This window comes from Terriglobia bacterium, assembly GCA_020073185.1.
Taxonomy (GTDB): domain Bacteria; phylum Acidobacteriota; class Terriglobia; order Terriglobales; family Acidobacteriaceae; genus JAIQGF01.
This window is the reverse complement of record JAIQFT010000093.1, coordinates 1-17242: the sequence shown is the minus strand read 5'-3', so window position 1 is coordinate 17242 and position 17242 is coordinate 1. Positions and strand designations below refer to the sequence as shown.

The window sequence follows — 17242 nt, the reverse complement described above, 5'->3', positions numbered from 1 at the left end:
TGCGCAATCCAGATGTCCTCTTGCTTCTCCCGCTGCTTGCGCGTCCCCATCGACATGCGCGACATTCTACGAACTATGCCTGTGGATACTTCAGTACTTTCCGCTCACGAATCCAGACTTGCACCACGGGCTGCTAGGTTTCGACCCGAGTTTCGCGACATAGCGTCACCGTTCCTCCTTCCGTCCAACCGGGGCCGCTTTCGCATTGGACCGTTTGTTCCACCCATGGAAGCGCGAGAAGTCGCCCGCGTTCCAAGCCTCGCGGAGTCCAGGGGTGCTCAGATCCCAGTCGGGGCGGATCTCACGCGTTACGGCGCGCAGGTCGCGCCAGAGGTCGACGACCGACGGTCGGCCCCAGAACCAGTAGCCGTTGTAGATGCTGTGGATCACGAGGCCGGGCTTGAGCACGAGCGTGTGCGGGATCATCGGATTGTTCTCGGGGTCGGTGTACTCCTGAATGTCGAGGTCCTTCTGAACCGTTCGGTCAGGGTCGGAGAGGAAAGTCCACTGGGCGCCGACTGACGCCCGGAACTCCTGGAGCGTGTGGTGGTCATCGGTGGAGATCGTGGCGATCTGGGTGTAGGCCACGGCGACCTTTGGGTAGAACGCGGCGAGCTCCAGATGCTGCCGGTGCTCCTTCGGGCAGTAGTGGCCGCGCGCGAGCGTGAGGATCAGCGGGTCATCGCCCTGCAGGTCGCTGAGCCTGCGCAGTGTGCTAGTGTGATCGGGCAGCTCGTAGTCGGGAAAGGTGCCTCCGGGCACGATGTCAGAGCGCATGATTCGACTCCTTCGGTGGGAATAGCATGGGTGTCGCTCACAACTTCGATTACGTTTTTAAAGACAACGCGGCCCCCTCACCAGGGTATCCAACAATCGCTGTTCAAAGACTCGACTACGCCAAAAAAAATGTGCGAATCCTGCCGGCGGTCGGCGGTCCCACGAGGTGCTTCCTCCTGGAGACAGAGCGAGCCGCGTAAACAAGGGCAAAGCAGAGCGACATGGCTCGACTAGTATCGGTGAACGTCGGACTCCCGCGCGACATCGAGTGGAAGGGTCGCACAGTGCACACCGGGATCTGGAAGGATCCGGTGCGTGGCCGCTGTCGCGCCGGCCGGTTAAATCTAGATGGAGACGGCCAGGGCGATCTGGCCGGGCACGGGGGTGAGCAGCGAGCCGTGTTCGTCTACCAGATCGAATCGTATCGCTATTGGCAGGAGCGGCTGAAGAGGACCGACTTCATCTACGGACAGTTCGGCGAGAACTTCACGATCGAAGGATTGCCCGACGATGCTGTATGCATCGGCGACCGTTATCAGATCGGCAGCGCACTGTTCGAGGTCACTCAACCCCGCGTCACCTGCTATCGCGTTGGCATTCGGATGAACGAGCCCCGGATGCCGGCATTGCTGACATCCAGTGGACGGCCGGGGTTCTACTTCCGCGTGCTGCAGGAAGGCGAAGCAGGCGCCGGCGACGAAATCATAAAGGTGGAAGAGGCGGAGGAGCGCATGACCGTCGCAGAGATCAACGCGCTCCTCTATTTGCCCAATCATGCACGTGATCAACTGGAGCGGGCACTGCGGATCAAAGCACTTTCAACGGGATGGCACTCCTCGTTTGAGGCGTTACTGCAGAGCCAAACGACTGCCGCGGGGACTGGGAACGCAGGGCTCGCGCCGGCAGCAGCTGCGCATCCGGTTGCACCAGGATTCCGGCCGCTCGCGGTGACGGCAATCGATCACGAGTCCGTAGATGTGCTCTCGCTGACGATGCAGAACCCGGACGGTCATCCGCTGCCAACCGCACTGCCTGGCCAGTACGTGGTTGTGCGTCTTCAGCGGACCGCCGGCGGCTCGCCACTTCTCTTTCGCAGCTACTCGCTATCGGGCCCCATCTCGACGGAGCGCTATCGCATCAGCGTGAAGATCGAGCCGAATGGGGCGGCTGGAACCTACCTGCGGAAGCATATCCGGGTAGGCGATACTCTCGACGTTAGCTCGCCCCGCGGGAGTTTCATTCTGCAGTCCGGAGAGCGGCCGGTGGTGTTGCTCAGCGCGGGAATTGGGGCGACGCCGGTTCTGGCGATGCTGCACGCACTGGCGTCGGCCCGCTCAACAAGGCAGGTCTTGTGGCTGCACGCGGCTCGCGATCAGCAGCATCATCCCTTCGCCGCCGAAGTCCGCCGCCTTATGCTCGCGCTCACGCACGGCCGCAGCTATGTTTGTTACAGCAGGCCTGCCCCGCGCGACAAGATGGGTGAGGATTTCGACGCTGCCGGTCACCTGTCGCGATCGGTCTTCGACGAACTCGGCGTCCCACGAGAGGCGGACGTTTACCTCTGCGGACCGACGCGCTTCATGGCAGACATGAAAGAGGCGCTCGCAACCTTGGGTGTGGCGCCGGAGCGGATTCACGTCGAAATCTTCAACGGCAGCGACTCGAGGACCCCTGGTGTCGTCGGCGCAGCGACGCGAGCTCCGCATCTGCCCAAGGACGACGCCAACACCGGTCCGCTGGTATCGTTCGCGCGTAGCGGCATCGCCGCACACTGGAAGGCATCGGTGTATCAAAGTATTTTGGAACTTGCCGAGGCGTGCGATGTCCCGGTACGTTGGTCGTGCCGCACCGGTGTTTGTCACAGCTGTGAGAGCGGGTTGGTTTCAGGGGCGGTCGTCTACGGACCGGAGCCGCTCGAAAAGCCCGCTGACGGCAACCTTCTCGTTTGCTGCGCCCAACCGACTCGCGACGTCGTCATCGATTTGTGACTGACCGATATTCGATTTCTGAGGCGGACCCGATCCTTCACAGTACCTCCCTCTGCCTGGGAATTCTCGCAGTCTTGTTGATCGTCAATCTGCGCGGGGTGTGCGAGGCCGGAGCGGTGTTCATGGTGCCTACCTGCTTATTTCTGGCCTCTCTGGGAAGCGTGACTGTGATCGGCTCATACTTAGGTCCGCTGCTGCGATGACGGGAGCACGATCTGTAACGTCCATAATTACCGGCGTGAGACTCGTGCCGAAGTCAGAGCGCAACCGATCCCCGTCCTGCGTCTTGCGGACAGTTGCGAAGACTCTTACGCTGCGCGGTGCAGTTTGAACTGTAACCCTTTTCGATAAAGGCCATCGCTGCCCACATCAAACACTCGGTTGAAGCGGGCACGATAGTTCTCCAGCGCCGCGCTCGCGGCTAGTTCCATCAACTGTTCCTCCGAAAAATGACTGCGCAGTTCGGCATAAATCTCATCGGTGATGTTCGATGGCGTGTCCGACATTGCGTCCGCCATGCGCAAAAGGACGACCTCCGAGGGCACAAAGCCCTCAAATTGTCCTCCGCGGATCGTGGCGATCTCTTCGTCGTTCAAACCGTACATTCTGCCGCCGGCAGAATTCGCGTCGATTCAAAACGGGCACCCCACGCGGACCGCCGTTCGCAATGTCGCCAGAGCGCGCAGGCGTGGAGGGACTTTTGCTTTTTGGCCCAGAAGCCATTCCCCCAGAATGCTGAACCAGAATAAACGTGGCACTCGCGCCTGGATCTTTTGCGGGGGGAGATCCCGACCTAGCATCTTTCGCACTTTCTTGAACACCTGGCGCATTAAGAAGGATGTCTGCTGCGGATCAATTCCCTCGATTCTCGCCATATCTGGTCCCTTCCTTTTCGTATGTGATGCTGACCACCGGGATGGTGATTCGTCGTCGAGCAATTTGGAGCACATGCGCTCCGTCGAGTTGAAAGTGTCATCTCAACCCGGGAAGCGCGCGGCCGAAACGCAATGAGCGGGAGCTGTCTGACCAGCTGCCGCCGATCCTTTTCTCCGCCACGATATTGCCACCCGAGCAGCCAGCTAAACCCACGCCGAACTATCGGCGCGATGAATCGATTTCGGTACTCGTAAGCTTGGATCACCCTCATTGCTTCCTTCTTCCTCTCCCAGAAAGCGATGCGATGCGACGAAATGCTGCGAGCCGACTGTCACTTCCTCGCCGGGCTTGGCCTCAATGTTGCGAAGCCAGTCACAATCGGGACTAAAACCATTCGCAACGACAACCTCGGGAACCTGCTTTCGGTACTCGACGACTTCGAGGACGGTCTGATGGCGTCGGCCGGTACGCCGGCCGATGTGAGTCAAAAGCAGGCAGCGGTGGCCGAACAACCAGCCCAGCCCCCAGCGGTAGAGGTATACGGGTGCTCGAAAGAGATACCACGACACGCTCTTTCTCCTAATCGCGGCCATGCCGGATTTCCTCCTTCCAAGAACTCCTTTCGCCAATCGTGGCTCGAATCTGTTTACGCGCTTCACATTCGGTTGGTGCGCAGGAGGATTCGGCACCTTCAGCAGGTTGTATTCACTCGCCATGGAACCGTGAGAATTCACGCCGGCTCTGGCCATCAAGGACCTTCCCCATCGATTGCGCAAATCTGGTCAATCGTCGAGGGCTGCGATCTTCAGTCGGCCGAGACGAGCCGGCTCTGCAATCACGTCCATCGCGATGATCTTTCCGCTCTTGACCGTACACCGAATTGCCATGAGCAGCCGCCCACGCGGAGCCACGACGATTCCCACGGATTCGTCTACAAGAGCCGCTCGTGCGAAACGAGCTCGATCCGCATGGGTGAGCGCCTCGTTGGCAACCGCTGCGGCGCCGCGGATTTCTCTGGCTTCGACCGAAGGCACGGCAACGTGGTCCGCGCGGCGTACAACCTCCGGATCGAGCACGGCGAGAATCCCGTCAAGATCACCGGCCCGCAATGCCGCGAGAAACGCATCGACAACTGTTCGCTCTTGAGATGTTCGAACCTCGGAGAGCTTGGTCCTTCCTTGCACTCGGCGGCGCGCGCGGCTTGCAAGCTGCCTCGCTGCGGCCGGCGAGCGCCCTACGGATCGAGTTGTTGCAGACCAAGAAAAGCCGTACTGGATGTGGACCGTTATTTGAGCGCCGTAGACACGACGGCCGGCAGCTTCGGTCACCGTGAATTCGACCGAACACGGTCCGGCTTCACCTACGGGGACAAACTGGTCCACCGGTCCATTCCCACCAACAAGCGGAGAGGCAAACAATAAGGCAACGGCGATCAGCGCTGCAAACTGGGCCCGCAGTCGACCGCGCGCGAACCAATGCCTCGGTTCGGCATATAGCCGGGTCGCCAGCGAATTTGAAACTCAAGCTACTCGAGACATTTCAGTGGTTGTGAGTCCTATAGGCACAATGAAATGGCTGGCCAAAAGGTATTCGTAAAGGTAGCGCAATGGTCTGGGAGGTTTGAGCGAGTCCGCCAGAACCGTGCCCCGAACATCAGCCCATTCCCATCCGGTCGCATTCAGTTTCTTAATCCGCTCACGAACGGTCGACGCCGCCATCGGGTAGGCGTAGATCCGAACATTTTGGGAAAACAACAGAGATACGGCCTTCAAAGTGCTCCCGCCCAAATGCCGATAATCGTCTTCAAAGACTCGCAATAAGACGGAAATCCCCACTACAAATCGAATTGGCAACGAAGTAAATCGTTGGATGATGGCGCTCATCTTGTAGATCTCGCGAGCTTGAACGAGCAGTATCCCGTATCCAAGATCGTAGAGCGCCTGCATCTTCACCAACATTCTGGAGATTTCGTGATCCGATCCGCCATTCACGCTCGGAGGTATTGTGAGGCAAAACAGTCCCACAAAGTCTTCGCCCGACTGTTCGTGCTCCTGCCCCAGGTTACGTAATGCTGTAGCCATCATTTGGCCATGAGGAGTGGATGGGCTATCGAATACTCCGGGGGCCAGTACAACCGCTTTCTTATGCAAAGCTTCGATAAACGGAACGAAACCTCGTTCCCTGGAGCAAATGACTGCCTCACTAAAACGATTTGTGACTAGAAGGACATGCAAATTCCACGCACTCCATTTCCCAGAGGAGTCGTTGTCGAAAACGGGACCGCGCACTTCAACGTAGTCGATTTCCATGCGATCAGGAGCGACAAGATGAGCAATTCCGCTGAGGAGTGTCTCTGGATCTGAACGTTCGTGGAACGCGGCATATAGTAAATTGACTCCAATGATCCCTAGAGCTTCCTGCTCCTGAATGCTCGTCGAGTCCAAAAGGTTCACATGCAAGATGACATCGTTAGGCGGAGCACCAGGCTGATCCTGGAACCGTAGTCCTATCCAGCCGTGCGGCAAATTTGTGCCGGCATAGTTTCTTGCCGCCACCGTATCGACGAAGGAGAAGAACCTCGTTTTCTCTCCACGCGTCAGTTGAATCTGCAGCAGCAACTGTGTCCACTCCTTTTCAAGCATTGCGCGTAGCCGCTCAACCGAGACGTAACGTGATCCACTACCGTAAATCTCGTCACTGACTTCCTTGTCATAAGCGGATATTGTCTTCGCTACGGTTGCCGATGCACCTCCAACCTGAAGGAACCATCGCGCCACCTCCTGCCCAGCACCGATCTCTGCAAATGAGCCAAAGACCGAGGCTTCCAGATTGATCGAGAGAGCTTTGTGATGAGTGTCGAGACTGTCTTTGCCTTCCATTTTGTCCCCCAGCGATTCACTCAGCGAGAGAAGTCGCATCACGAGAGTTAGAGCCTGTAACAAAACCCTTCGATGTCGGCGTCGCCAGCGTTCAACCAGGCATTGCCGCAGCCTGATACACGCCGCACCACGAATTTCACTTTCCTCACGCCCGACAGGTCGGCGTTGACTTGATCCGCATGCGTGGCGGTGAGGCCGTGAGGCAAGCCCGGATAATAGATTTCCTTCGCCCCCTTGATGAGCCTGGCCGATTTCTTCGCTGAATCCTTGACCGGCACGATCTGGTCGTCCTCACCGTGCATGACCAGCGTGGGTACATCGAACTTCTTTAGGTCCTCGGTGAAGTCGGTCTCGGAGAAGGCCTTGATGCTCTCGTAAGCGTTCAGAAGGCCTGCTTGCATGCTCCAAAGCCAGAATTGGTCCAGCGTTCCCTGCGAGACCTTCGCGCCCGGCCGATTGGCGCCGTAGAACATTACGGCAAGGTCTTTATAAAACTGCGAGCGGTCCTCAGTCAGGCTACTGCGCAATCCGTCAAACACTTCGATCGGGAGCCCCTCGGGGTTGGCAGCGGACTTCACCATGATTGGCGGCACAGCGGCGATCAGGACAGCCGCGGCCACCCTCTTCGCGCCATGGCGTCCAATGTAACGTGCAACTTCGCCTCCGCCCGTGGAGTGACCCACCAGGGTAACTTCATTGAGATCAAGCGCCTCAATGACAGCTGCCAGATCGTCGGCGTATCCATTCATGTCGTTACCGGACCAGGCTTGGCTCGAGCGGCCGTGGCCACGCCGGTCGTGGGCGACCACGCGAAAGCCATTCTGGGCGAGGAAAAGCAGTTGGCCGTCCCATGCATCGGAACTCAGCGGCCATCCGTGCGACAACGTGACGACCGGGCCCTTACCCCAGTCTTTGTAGTAGATTGTCGTGCCATCCTTCACTGTGATCGTGCTCATTTGAATTTTCTCCCTAGTGCGGTCCACTCGCATCTTCTGGCTTTTACTTGGCAGGTACGAGCACCGGAGCGCCTTTGGTTTTCACAAGAAACACGAGGAATTTCGCCGGTTTGGTTTTACTTGCGTTCCGCCCAACGATGTGAACATCATTCGGGCCTTCGTAGAAGGTCTGACCAGGTGTCAGAGTCGTTTCTTTTCCGCCTCTCACCTGCATCACGATCGAGCCTTCCAGCACATAAACAAACGCATATGCATTGTGGCGATGTATGGGGTCCGAACTGCCCGGCGGATATTCCACGGTGATCATCAAACCTTCTTTGCCTGGAAGCTCTTTCAGGTCATTCGACATGAGCTGCGTTACCTTAGCCTCCTGTGCTACCACCGCGCCGGACATGAGACATGCCAGCGCCACAATTACTCTTGCGAACGCCATAAATGAACCTTTCGCTTGAACGACGCCATTTCGATACGTCGACGCCATTTTCGATACGTCGCGGGTATTGGTCGCTACCCCGCCGTTACGCGTAGTGCCGCACGAGTTCCCGGCCAATCTTCACGCAGCCGACCTTTGTGCTGCGGACTGAGTCAGCCAGGTTTCGAAACGGGTCTCGCCGAGTCGTGCGTTGTTGCCCGGAACTAGTGTTTTCTCGCTGAGTTTCGCTCCAGCGTAACGCGCGTTTGGATCAGCGATGACTTCGCGGGGATCTTTGAGTGCGGCCAAGCGCCGCCGAACTAGATCATCGAGGCGAAATTGTTCCGGACCCGCTATTTCGACCGTGCCATTGAGCGGCGGGCCTACCGTGACCCTGGCCACGCCACTCGCGACATCCTCGGCAGCCATCGGCTGCCTTGAGGAACTCGAAGAACTGGGTCGCTTGCACGATCGAATAAGGAATCGATGAGGCTTTGATCAGTTTCTCCTGAGCGATCTTGGCGCGGAAGAAACCGCTTTCGGACAGCCGCTCGGTGCCTACGACCGACAACGCAACGTGATGTCTAACGCCTGCGGCCGCTTCATAGGTAAGGAGATTACGGGTTGATGTCTCGAAGAACTTCAGCACTGCTGCGTCCTCCCAGGAGGGAGAGTTCGTTACGTCAACCGCCACCGAAGCACCTTTCAGCACTTCGGCCAGTCCCTCGCCCGTGACAGTGTTGACCCCCAAACTGGGTGATGCCGCCACCGCCTCGTGCCCGTGCTCACGAAGCTTGTTGACAAGCTTGGATCCAATGAGTCCGGTACCACCGATCACTACGATTTTCATAATTGTCTCCTTCATTTTCGACCGGCGCATTTCACAACTGCCGGAGGGGCTAGATTCGAGCCGCGATTCCGTTGGTGCTGGATGCCGTGATGGGGTCGGAAGGTTGCCCCCAAACCGAGTGTCCCTCCTCCTGCATTACCTCGATGCTATCCAGAAGTAATCCCACTCTCATGCCGGTGGGATTAGTACTGGGAAGCCGGCTTGTGGAACTCGATTGGCTGTGGCGACTGTCAAGGGCGTCCAAGGTTCCTGGAGCACGGGCTAATCGGAAGGTACGCGAGTGGGAACCACATCAGGGATTGCCCAGCACAATTCCCTTGGCCGCAGCCTGATACGCGCCGCACCACAAAGCCGCCAGGCTTGTCAGGATGGCGGCTTCGCAGCGCTTGCAGATTGCGCGGCCGTGGATCCGCTCGCCGGACTGCGGGTATTCGCAGATCACCTCGTCGCAATAAATCTCATGTTCCGCATCCTGATCGCCCACAGCCGATGCGCCCAGTGCCGGTCCAGAGCCGTGCGGATTTTGCCGACCGTCCATACCCTGACCCTGTGTTGCAAGTGTCCCGGCTGACCAAGAGCAGGATTTGGGCCATTTCCCCGTAGGTCGCAGATCACGGCGTCAAGCGGCAAGGCAGTCACGAGCAACCACGAAATTCCGTCTGGCAACGCAATTTCGTTGTCCGTCATCAGACAAACGGGCCGTGCTCAACTCTCAAAGATCAAATCAACCAAGAGCTGCTGCAATTCTTCAGGCGAGCCGATCGAGCCGCAGCGTAAGGAGGCCAGCGCCGTAGCGACGCGGCTTAGCACAACTCGGGTGCTTAACGGGTGGGGTGACAATTGATGAGACACAAGCTCACGACTGGTAACAGCGATCAGAGGAACGCCAAGATCGGCAGACGTCTGGCATCCGTCTTGTTTTTGCTTTTTGTTCCCCTCTTAGTCAACGGCCAAATCAATCAAGCTTCGCCGGGACTCAGCAGCGTCCCCAGTGGCCCGGCAACACATGAGAGCATTCACCTCACGCTCCGCGACGCCATCAACATGGCGGCTCGTTACAACCTCAGCGGAATCGAGAGCGGAGAGAACGCGCGTGCGGCGCGCGGCCAGCGGCTTCAGGCTTTGAGCCGCCTGCTGCCGCAAGTGAGCGCAGGCGCAGCGGAGAACGTCGAACAGCTCAGTACCTCAGCGCTCGGCATCAAGTTGCCGTCCATTCCATCTGTGACCGGACCTTTTAGTTTCAGCACCGCACAAGCCAGCGTGAACCAGACCCTGTTCAGTTTCGAATCCATCCAGCGATTCCGAGCGGCACGGACGGCTGAACAGGCGGCGCGGCTGAGCTACAACGATGCGTTGGACGTGATCACGCTGGTGGTGGGCAATGCCTACCTGCAAGTCATTGAAACCACTTCGCGCATCGAGGCCGCGGAAGCGCAGGTACGAAATGCGCAAGCGGTCTACGACCAGGCCAGCGAGGAGTTCCACGCCGGTACCAGCCCCAAGATTGATCTCACGCGCAGCTCCGTGCAACTCCACACGGAACAATACAGGCTCAGTGTCGCGCGGAATGATTTTGCCGTCGCCAAGCTGGATCTCGCGCGAGGAATCGGCTTGCCGCTCGGCCAGGCGTTCGAGATCGGCGATCGCATCCCTTATGCCGACCTTGAGCCGCCAACAGTGGAACAGGCGTTGAAGACCGCCTATGCATCGCGGAGCGACTTTCGCGCCGCCCTCAGCTTTGTGAAATCGGCGCAACAAGAGTTGTCCGCCATTCGCGGCGAGCGTTATCCCGTGGTAGCGGCAACCGGCGCCTATGGAGTGCAGGGACCGGCATTTGGCCATTCCCACGGCATTTTCGATTTCCAGGCCGTCGTCAGTGTCCCGCTGTTTACCGGGAGGCGGATCGAAGGAAATGTGACAAGTGCAGAAGCTGCGCTGACACAGCGCAAAGCGGAAGCTGAAAACCTGCGCGGGCAGATCGATTATGACGTTCGCAAGGCGTATTTGAACCTGCAAGCAGCGAAAGAGCAAGTGGCGGTTGCCAGTCAAAACGTTGACCTGGCCAACGAAAACCTTGCCCGCTCCAAGGAACGATTCGCAGCCGGAGTGACCGACAGCGTCGAGGTGGTGCAGGCGCAACAATCACTATCACGCGCAAACGACCAATACATCGCCAGTCTGTACAGCCATAATTCGGCGAAGTTGGAACTGGCGCGTGCGTTGGGCGTCGCCAGGACGAACTACAGTCAATATCTGACCGCTCGGTAACGTTGTCGCTCGGGAGATGGATCCACGATGAGCGCAGAACACAACCCGCTTGGCTCAGTAACTCAGGAAAAGGTAGTCGGGACTGCGGCGCCAGCCCAAAGTCCAGCTCCGGTACGCCCGGTTCCACGTCGTTATCTGCGCTCCAAGCACCGCGGGCTGATCATTGCTCTCGCTGCGTTAATCGCGGTGGCTGCCAGCCTGGTTTTGTGGCGCTATTTCAGCGGCTATGAATCGACCGATGATGCTCAGGTCGATGTCCATCTTTATCCAGTCAGCGCGCGCATTTCCGGCTACGTGATCAAGGTCAACGTCAACGACAACCAATACGTAGAAAAGGGAACGGTGCTGGTGGAGATCGATCCCAAGGATTACCAGGTAGCAGTCGATAAGGCGCGCGCCGATCTCGCCAATGCCGAAGCGACGGCAAACGCTCTCAACATTGCTGTTCCCATTACGTCTGTGAACACGGCGAGTCAGTTGACATCGGCCGCGTCCGACATAGAGAACGCCCGCGCCGGAATCATCGCGGCGGAGAAACAACTCGCCGCGGCGCATGCTCAGGTAGAGCAGGCCGAGGCGAACAATGTAAAAGCACAGGACGACCTCCGCCGATACAGGCGGCTGGTGGAAAAGCAAAATGTCTCCGAGCAGACTTATGATCAGGCGCTCGCTGCCGCCAAGGCAAACACCGCCAGTGTGGCCGCCGCTCGCGCCAGTGCAGCCGCGGCGGAGCAGGCGGTCCAGCAGGCAAAGGATCGCCTAGTCCAGGCTGAGGCGTCTCATCGCACTGCACAGACAGGACCGCAGCAAGTCGCATCGGCCCGCGCTCGCGCCCTCTCCGCTGTCGCCGACGTTCAACAAAAGCGCGCTGCTCTGGAGCAGGCCGAGCTGAACCTGCAATACACGAAGATCGTCGCGCCGGTCAGCGGTGAGGTGAACAAGAGCGTCGTTGTAGGCATGAACGTTCAGGCCGGCCAGCAACTGCTGAACATCGTTCCCCTGGATGAAGTCTGGATCACGGCTAATTTCAAAGAAACTCAGCTCAGGCGCATGCGGCCTGGGCAAAGGGTTGAACTCGAAGTCGATTCCAGTGGTCGCACTTACAAGGGGCGCGTTGACAGCATTGCCGGGGCGACAGGTCCTTTGTTCAGCGTCCTTCCGCCCGAAAACGCCACCGGCAACTACGTCAAGATCGTGCAGAGAATTCCTGTCAAGATTGTTCTTGACCCCGGGGAGAACCGTGACCACCTTCTCCGGCCTGGCATGAGCGTCGAACCGAAGGTGTATCTGAGATGAGCTCCGACGCCAATGTTCTTGCCGCAGAGCAGGCCGTCTGGCGGCCCAAGTACAACCCTTGGCTGATTGCCGTGGTGGTTGCTATGGCGGCCTTCATGGAGGTCCTTGACACCAGTATCGCCAATGTGGCTCTGCCTTATATGGCGGGCAATCTGGGCGCCAGCAACGACGAGAGCACTTGGGTACTCACGTCCTACTTGGTGTCCAACGCCATCGTTCTTCCGATCAGCGGCTGGCTGGCCGGCAGGTTTGGGCGAAAACGGTTCTTCATGTCCTGTCTCGTGATTTTCACCATTAGCTCGTTGCTCTGCGGGATTGCGCCGAGCCTTGGTCTTCTTCTCCTGTTCCGCGTCATGCAAGGTGCCGGAGGAGGAGGCCTTCAGCCCATGGCGCAAGCCATTCTGGCGGATACGTTTCCTCCACAAGAGAGGGGGCTGGCATTTGCTCTTTACGGCGTCACCGCTGTCCTGGCGCCCACAATAGGGCCTACTCTGGGCGGATGGATCACTTTTAATTACACCTGGCGCTGGATATTCTTTATCAATTTGCCCGTCGGGGTAGCGGCCTTACTCCTTGTTTTTCGCTTTGTCGAAGACCCACCGTATCTGGCCCGCCTGAAAGCCGCCGGAATGAAATTGGATTATGTCGGCATCGCCCTGCTGACGCTCGGAATCGGCGCCTTGCAGATTTTGCTGGACAAGGGCCAGGAGGACGACTGGTTCGGCTCGCATTTCATTTTGACTCTTGCGATTGTGGCTGGAGTGTGTCTGGTCGCGCTAGTGATATGGGAGTGGTTCCGCAAAGAACCGATCATCGACGTTCGACTGTTCAAAAATTTCAATTACTTCAGTTCGAACCTGATGATGTTCACGCTGGGCATTCTTTTGTTCAGCAGTCTAGTGCTCATGCCCCAGTTTCTGCAGACGCTGTTGGGATATACGGCGGAATTGGCAGGACTGGTTCTTTCCGGGGGGGCCATTATCTTGCTGGTTGCGATGCCGATCGTCGGGCAACTCACCACCAGGTTTCAGGCGCGCTACATCATCGCGTTTGGCTGGTTGTCCATGGCGATCGCCATGTTTTATTCCACGGCGCGGATCGACTTGTTGATCAGCTTCAGTTCGGCGACTTGGTTGCGCGTCGCCCAGGTTGTGGGATTGGGCTTTCTATTCGTACCGATCACCCTGGCCGCCTACATCGGAGTACCTGTAGAGAAGAGCAACTCGGTTGCCGGCATGGTCAATTTCATGCGCAATATGGGAAGCAGCGTGGGCACTTCGATTGTGACAACTGTCATCGCTCGCCGCGCGCAGTTCCATCAGACTGTTCTGGTCAGCCACACGACGGCAGCGAGTCAGGGATTACAGGGCGCGGTCGGCGGCCTCACGGCGCGACTTGTGCACTACGGACTGAGCGTCCCCGATGCCCGCACGAAAGCCTACGCGCAGGTTTATCGGGGTCTGCAGGCGCAGGCCGCAACTCTGGCTTACATCGATGCATTTTGGGTCCTTGCCATTGGCGCGAGCGTCATGTTCGTTCTGTCATTCCTTTTGAAGAAGAACGATCCGCACGCCGGCGGCGAAGCGGTAGTTGGTTGAGGAGCCGTGATCAGGATCATCACAATCGAGCGGGAGTACGGCTGCGGTGGCGGAGAAATCGCGCGCAAGATTGCCGACCGCCTGGATTGGAAGCTGTGGGACCAATTGCTGACCTGTGAAATCGCCCGGCTAACGAACTCCGATACCTCTGAGGTCGAGTGCCGAGAGGAGCAGTTGGACCCCCTCTATTACCGGCTCTTTAAGTCAATCCTGCGCGGCAGCTTCGAGGGAAGCCAGAACCTCCACCGAATGAAGGTGCTGGATGCCGACAGTATCGTGCGGATCACCGGGCAGGTGGTTGAACTGGCGGCAACGGAGGGAAACTGCGTCATCGTGGGTAGAGGGTCGCATCATTTTCTGAAGGAGCGGAAGGACACCCTGCGAGTGTTTCTGTTTGCGCCAAGGGAAGAGAAACTGCGCAGGTTGCGAGAGGGAGGCATTTGCGATTCCGACTGTGCAAAGCTGGTGGATTCCGTGGACAAGGAGCGGGCCGCCTTTATTGAGAAATACTTTCACATGGAGTGGCCGAATCGAGCTCTTTACCACGCGATGCTGAACACGGCTCTGGGGGATGAAAATGTGATTCGCACGATTCTGGGCATCAAGAAAGCGCTGGAGCAGGAATCGGCGACTGTTGGCATCAAGTCACTTATGACTCGCTGAACGCTCACAAGGGTTCACATATGACGACCACGAACCGTCAGCTTCCGCCGATTACATGAGCTCCGCCTACATTCTCGACCGTATCCAGTTCGCCTTCACGATCGCGTATCACTACCTCTTTCCCCAGCTCACGATGGGCCTGGCGCCGCTGATCATGGTTCTCCAGGGAATCGGTGTGTTCCGCGGCAGCGAGAAGCACCGCCACGCGGCACGATTTTGGGCGCGCATCTTCGTCCTCAACTTCGCCCTGGGCGTGGTGACGGGAGTTCCGATGGAATTCCAGTTCGGAACGAACTGGTCGCGCTTCTCTCAACTCACCGGTGGCGTGCTCGGTCAGCCGCTGGTCATGGAAGGAGTCTTCTCCTTTTTTCTGGAATCCGCGTTCCTCGGGTTGTTCCTGTTCGGAGAGAAGCGCATTGGGCCCACGTTGCACTGGCTATCGGGCGTGGCCGTGTTTATCGGGTCGTGGTTGTCGGGGTTCTTCATAATCACCGCGAACGCGTGGATGCAGCACCCGGTCGCGTATACGCGCTCGCCTGACGGCGTGTTCCAGGTAACAAGCTTTTGGGGCGTGCTTTCGAATCCGTGGGCCCTGCTGCAATACGCGCATACCATGAGTGCCGCTGTGATCACCGGGTCATTCGTTATGGCGGCTGTCGGCGCCTTTTACATCCTGAGTGGCCGCAGTCAGGGGTACGGCCGGATGTTCGTGCGTGTCGGCGTCATTGCCGGACTTATTAGCACCGGGGCGCAGATTTTTCCTACAGGCGACCTGCAAGCGCGCCACGTTGCGCTCCACCAACCTTCGACCACAGCTGCGATGGAGGGTTTATTCAAGACGCAGGAGGGCGCCCCAATGCTGCTTCTTGGGCAACCAGACCCGCAACATATGTCGATCGAGAATCCTCTTCCGCTGAATGATGTGCTGAGCTTTATCATTTACGGCACCTTCCGCGCCGAAGTGACGGGCCTGGATGCGTTCCCCAGGGAAAATTGGCCGGACAACATTCCTCTCCTGTTTTTCTGCTACCACATCATGGCGGGCTTGGGGACGATGTTTGTCGCGCTGATGGTCGTGTGCGCGTTCCTAATGTGGAGGGGAAAGCTGTACGTAAACCGGATTGCGTTATGGCTGCTGATGCTCGCAGTGCCGTTCCCCTACATCGCTAATATCGCCGGTTGGGTCACGGCGGAGATCGGTCGCCAACCCTGGCTGGTGTATGGATTGGTACGTACCTCAGAGGGTTTTTCGCGCAACGTTTCTTCTGGCAGCACATGGTTCACCCTGCTGGGGTATATGGGCATTTACATGGTCTTGGGGATTCTATTCCTCTTCCTGCTGCAGCGGATCATCGCCAACGGGCCCGAACCGGCGCACGCTCATGCAGAAGAGGTCGTCGGAATATCTGGGTAGGGGAGTGCATGGAAACCGTTTGGTATGTGCTGCTCGTGCTAATGCTGACCGCGTATGCGTGCCTGGACGGATTTGATCTTGGCGCCGGCGCACTTCACCTGCTGATCGCGCGCACCGACGATGAACGCCGCTTGATACTCCGCAGCATCGGCCCGGTATGGGATGGCAATGAAGTGTGGCTCATTGCCGCCGGTGGGACACTCTACTTCGCGTTTCCGCTCCTGTATGCTTCTAGCCTCAGCGGCTTCTATTTATCGCTGCACATTGTTCTGTGGTTGTTGATCCTCCGCGCCGTCGGCATTGAATTCCGCGCGCACCTGCACCTCCATCTGGCGCGACTTTTTCGATGGTGTGTTTTCCCTAAGCAGCATTGCACTGATCGCGTTCTTCGGTGTGGCGTTCGGAAACGTGATCCGCGGCGTACCGCTGCAGGCAGACCACTTCTTCTTTGAACCCCTGTGGACCAACTGGATCGTCGGCGTGAACAACGGCATTCTGGACTGGTACACTGTCTCCTGCGCCGTGCTTGCCGTCATCGCTCTCGCGGCGCACGGCGCCTCCTACGTTGCGTTGAAAACCGAAGGCGACGTGCAACAGCGCTCCCACCGCGCAGCCATGCTGACCGCCTGGCCGCTTGTGCTCCTGACGCTTGCGTCACTTGTTGCCACGCTCAAGATCCGCCCCGAGATGCTACAAAACTACACGCGCCATCCTGTAGCGTTCATCATTCCTGGCGCCGTCCTCATCGGCCTTGCGGGAATCATTTACTTTTCTGTCCGGCGGCATGACTGGCACCGGTTTCTCAGCTCGTGTCTTTACATCATTTCCATGCTGCTGGGAGCGGCGATTGCGCTCTATCCCAGCCTGCTTCCAGCCAGTACCGGAGGCGCTTACGCCCTTACGATCTACAACACTAAGGCGGGCGAATATTCTTTAGCGAGCGGTCTGTACTGGTGGGGAGCGGGAATAACGCTGGCAGTTGCCTACTTCGTGCTGGTTTATTGGATGTTCCGTGGAAAGGTGCGCCAGCACGCGACGGGCGACGAGTACTGAGTGTGATGTCACCTTCGGGCACTGGAGATAGGCGGATTGCCAGAAACCCAAAATGTCCTCAAGACGGACCACCTGAGGGTGTCCCATCCATAGTTGAAGGTTGAGGGGCGGTTCTCGACCCGGCTCTTGATAGAGTCGGGTTGGAAACTTTCTCAACGAAAGGAGAACCGCCTTGAAGCGAAGCTACCACACCCTCAGCACTTTGGGAAAAA

General features: G+C 58.1%; 13 protein-coding genes and 3 pseudogenes. 7 read left to right on the top strand and 9 right to left on the bottom strand.

Features of this window, described 5'->3' with window-relative positions; all coding sequences use genetic code 11:
- Positions 1 to 165: 165 nt before the first annotated feature.
- A complete protein-coding gene (locus LAN64_19885) occupies positions 166 to 777 on the bottom strand; it encodes a redoxin domain-containing protein (GenBank protein MBZ5570087.1) in 612 nt (203 codons plus the stop codon).
- Positions 778 to 998: 221 nt separating this feature from the next.
- Between LAN64_19885 and LAN64_19880 the strand changes: the two genes are divergently transcribed.
- Entirely contained in the window at positions 999 to 2765 is a 1767-nt protein-coding gene (locus LAN64_19880) for an MOSC domain-containing protein (GenBank protein ID MBZ5570086.1), read from the top strand.
- 308 nt (positions 2766 to 3073) lie between these two features.
- Here LAN64_19880 and LAN64_19875 read toward each other — a convergent pair whose 3' ends face one another.
- The 8 genes and pseudogenes from LAN64_19875 to LAN64_19840 form a co-directional block, all read right to left on the bottom strand.
- Positions 3074 to 3361, bottom strand: a complete 288-nt coding sequence (locus tag LAN64_19875; GenBank protein MBZ5570085.1) for a hypothetical protein — start codon at positions 3359 to 3361, stop codon at positions 3074 to 3076.
- Positions 3362 to 3844: 483 nt separating this feature from the next.
- The gene (locus tag LAN64_19870) at positions 3845 to 4390 is read right to left on the bottom strand and encodes a nitroreductase family deazaflavin-dependent oxidoreductase (protein MBZ5570084.1); all 546 of its coding nucleotides are present in this window, start codon (positions 4388 to 4390) and stop codon (positions 3845 to 3847) included.
- 33 nt (positions 4391 to 4423) lie between these two features.
- Complete coding sequence (locus LAN64_19865; protein MBZ5570083.1) at positions 4424 to 5023, bottom strand: hypothetical protein; 600 nt, start codon at positions 5021 to 5023, stop codon at positions 4424 to 4426.
- A gap of 138 nt (positions 5024 to 5161) precedes the next feature.
- Complete coding sequence (locus LAN64_19860) at positions 5162 to 6520, bottom strand: hypothetical protein (protein ID MBZ5570082.1); 1359 nt, start codon at positions 6518 to 6520, stop codon at positions 5162 to 5164.
- Between the two features lie 47 nt (positions 6521 to 6567).
- Positions 6568 to 7476: an alpha/beta hydrolase gene (locus LAN64_19855; protein ID MBZ5570081.1), complete on the bottom strand. Its 909-nt coding sequence runs from the start codon at positions 7474 to 7476 to the stop codon at positions 6568 to 6570.
- Between the two features lie 43 nt (positions 7477 to 7519).
- Complete coding sequence (locus tag LAN64_19850) at positions 7520 to 7909, bottom strand: cupin domain-containing protein (protein MBZ5570080.1); 390 nt, start codon at positions 7907 to 7909, stop codon at positions 7520 to 7522.
- Between the two features lie 120 nt (positions 7910 to 8029).
- Positions 8030 to 8738, bottom strand: a pseudogene (locus tag LAN64_19845) (SDR family oxidoreductase).
- Positions 8739 to 9049: 311 nt separating this feature from the next.
- Positions 9050 to 9296 (bottom strand): annotated as a pseudogene (locus tag LAN64_19840) (hypothetical protein).
- A gap of 285 nt (positions 9297 to 9581) precedes the next feature.
- Between LAN64_19840 and LAN64_19835 the strand changes: the two are divergent.
- The 6 genes and pseudogenes from LAN64_19835 to cydB all read left to right on the top strand — a co-directional run bounded on the left by LAN64_19835 (position 9582) and on the right by cydB (position 17030).
- Positions 9582 to 11006, top strand: coding sequence for a TolC family protein (locus tag LAN64_19835; protein ID MBZ5570079.1), 1425 nt, complete (start codon positions 9582 to 9584; stop codon positions 11004 to 11006).
- A 27-nt stretch (positions 11007 to 11033) separates the two neighbouring features.
- Positions 11034 to 12302: an HlyD family secretion protein gene (locus LAN64_19830; GenBank protein MBZ5570078.1), complete on the top strand. Its 1269-nt coding sequence runs from the start codon at positions 11034 to 11036 to the stop codon at positions 12300 to 12302.
- Positions 12299 to 13900 carry a DHA2 family efflux MFS transporter permease subunit gene (locus LAN64_19825; protein ID MBZ5570077.1) on the top strand — a complete coding sequence of 534 codons (1602 nt, stop codon included), beginning with the start codon at positions 12299 to 12301 and terminating at the stop codon, positions 13898 to 13900. The genes LAN64_19830 and LAN64_19825 overlap by 4 nt, the downstream gene beginning before the upstream one ends.
- 6 nt (positions 13901 to 13906) lie before the next feature.
- A complete protein-coding gene (locus LAN64_19820; protein MBZ5570076.1) occupies positions 13907 to 14563 on the top strand; it encodes a cytidylate kinase-like family protein in 657 nt (218 codons plus the stop codon).
- Between the two features lie 55 nt (positions 14564 to 14618).
- Positions 14619 to 15977: a cytochrome ubiquinol oxidase subunit I gene (locus LAN64_19815; GenBank protein ID MBZ5570075.1), complete on the top strand. Its 1359-nt coding sequence runs from the start codon at positions 14619 to 14621 to the stop codon at positions 15975 to 15977.
- Positions 15978 to 15985: 8 nt separating this feature from the next.
- Positions 15986 to 17030: pseudogene (gene cydB, locus LAN64_19810) on the top strand (cytochrome d ubiquinol oxidase subunit II).
- The last annotated feature ends 212 nt before the right edge of the window (positions 17031 to 17242 follow it).

What these genes read in the sequence shown, in the direction of transcription:
- LAN64_19825 (MBZ5570077.1), top strand. Translation starts at nt 12,299, where the DNA reads ATGAGCTCCGACGCCAATGTTCTTGCCGCAGAGCAGGCCGTCTGGCGG.
- LAN64_19880 (MBZ5570086.1), top strand. Translation starts at nt 999, where the DNA reads ATGGCTCGACTAGTATCGGTGAACGTCGGACTCCCGCGCGACATCGAG.
- LAN64_19855 (MBZ5570081.1), bottom strand. Translation starts at nt 7,476, where the DNA reads ATGAGCACGATCACAGTGAAGGATGGCACGACAATCTACTACAAAGAC.
- LAN64_19850 (MBZ5570080.1), bottom strand. Translation starts at nt 7,909, where the DNA reads ATGGCGTTCGCAAGAGTAATTGTGGCGCTGGCATGTCTCATGTCCGGC.
- LAN64_19815 (MBZ5570075.1), top strand. Translation starts at nt 14,619, where the DNA reads ATGAGCTCCGCCTACATTCTCGACCGTATCCAGTTCGCCTTCACGATC.
- LAN64_19835 (MBZ5570079.1), top strand. Translation starts at nt 9,582, where the DNA reads ATGAGACACAAGCTCACGACTGGTAACAGCGATCAGAGGAACGCCAAG.
- LAN64_19870 (MBZ5570084.1), bottom strand. Translation starts at nt 4,390, where the DNA reads ATGGCCAGAGCCGGCGTGAATTCTCACGGTTCCATGGCGAGTGAATAC.
- LAN64_19860 (MBZ5570082.1), bottom strand. Translation starts at nt 6,520, where the DNA reads ATGGAAGGCAAAGACAGTCTCGACACTCATCACAAAGCTCTCTCGATC.
- LAN64_19885 (MBZ5570087.1), bottom strand. Translation starts at nt 777, where the DNA reads ATGCGCTCTGACATCGTGCCCGGAGGCACCTTTCCCGACTACGAGCTG.
- LAN64_19830 (MBZ5570078.1), top strand. Translation starts at nt 11,034, where the DNA reads ATGAGCGCAGAACACAACCCGCTTGGCTCAGTAACTCAGGAAAAGGTA.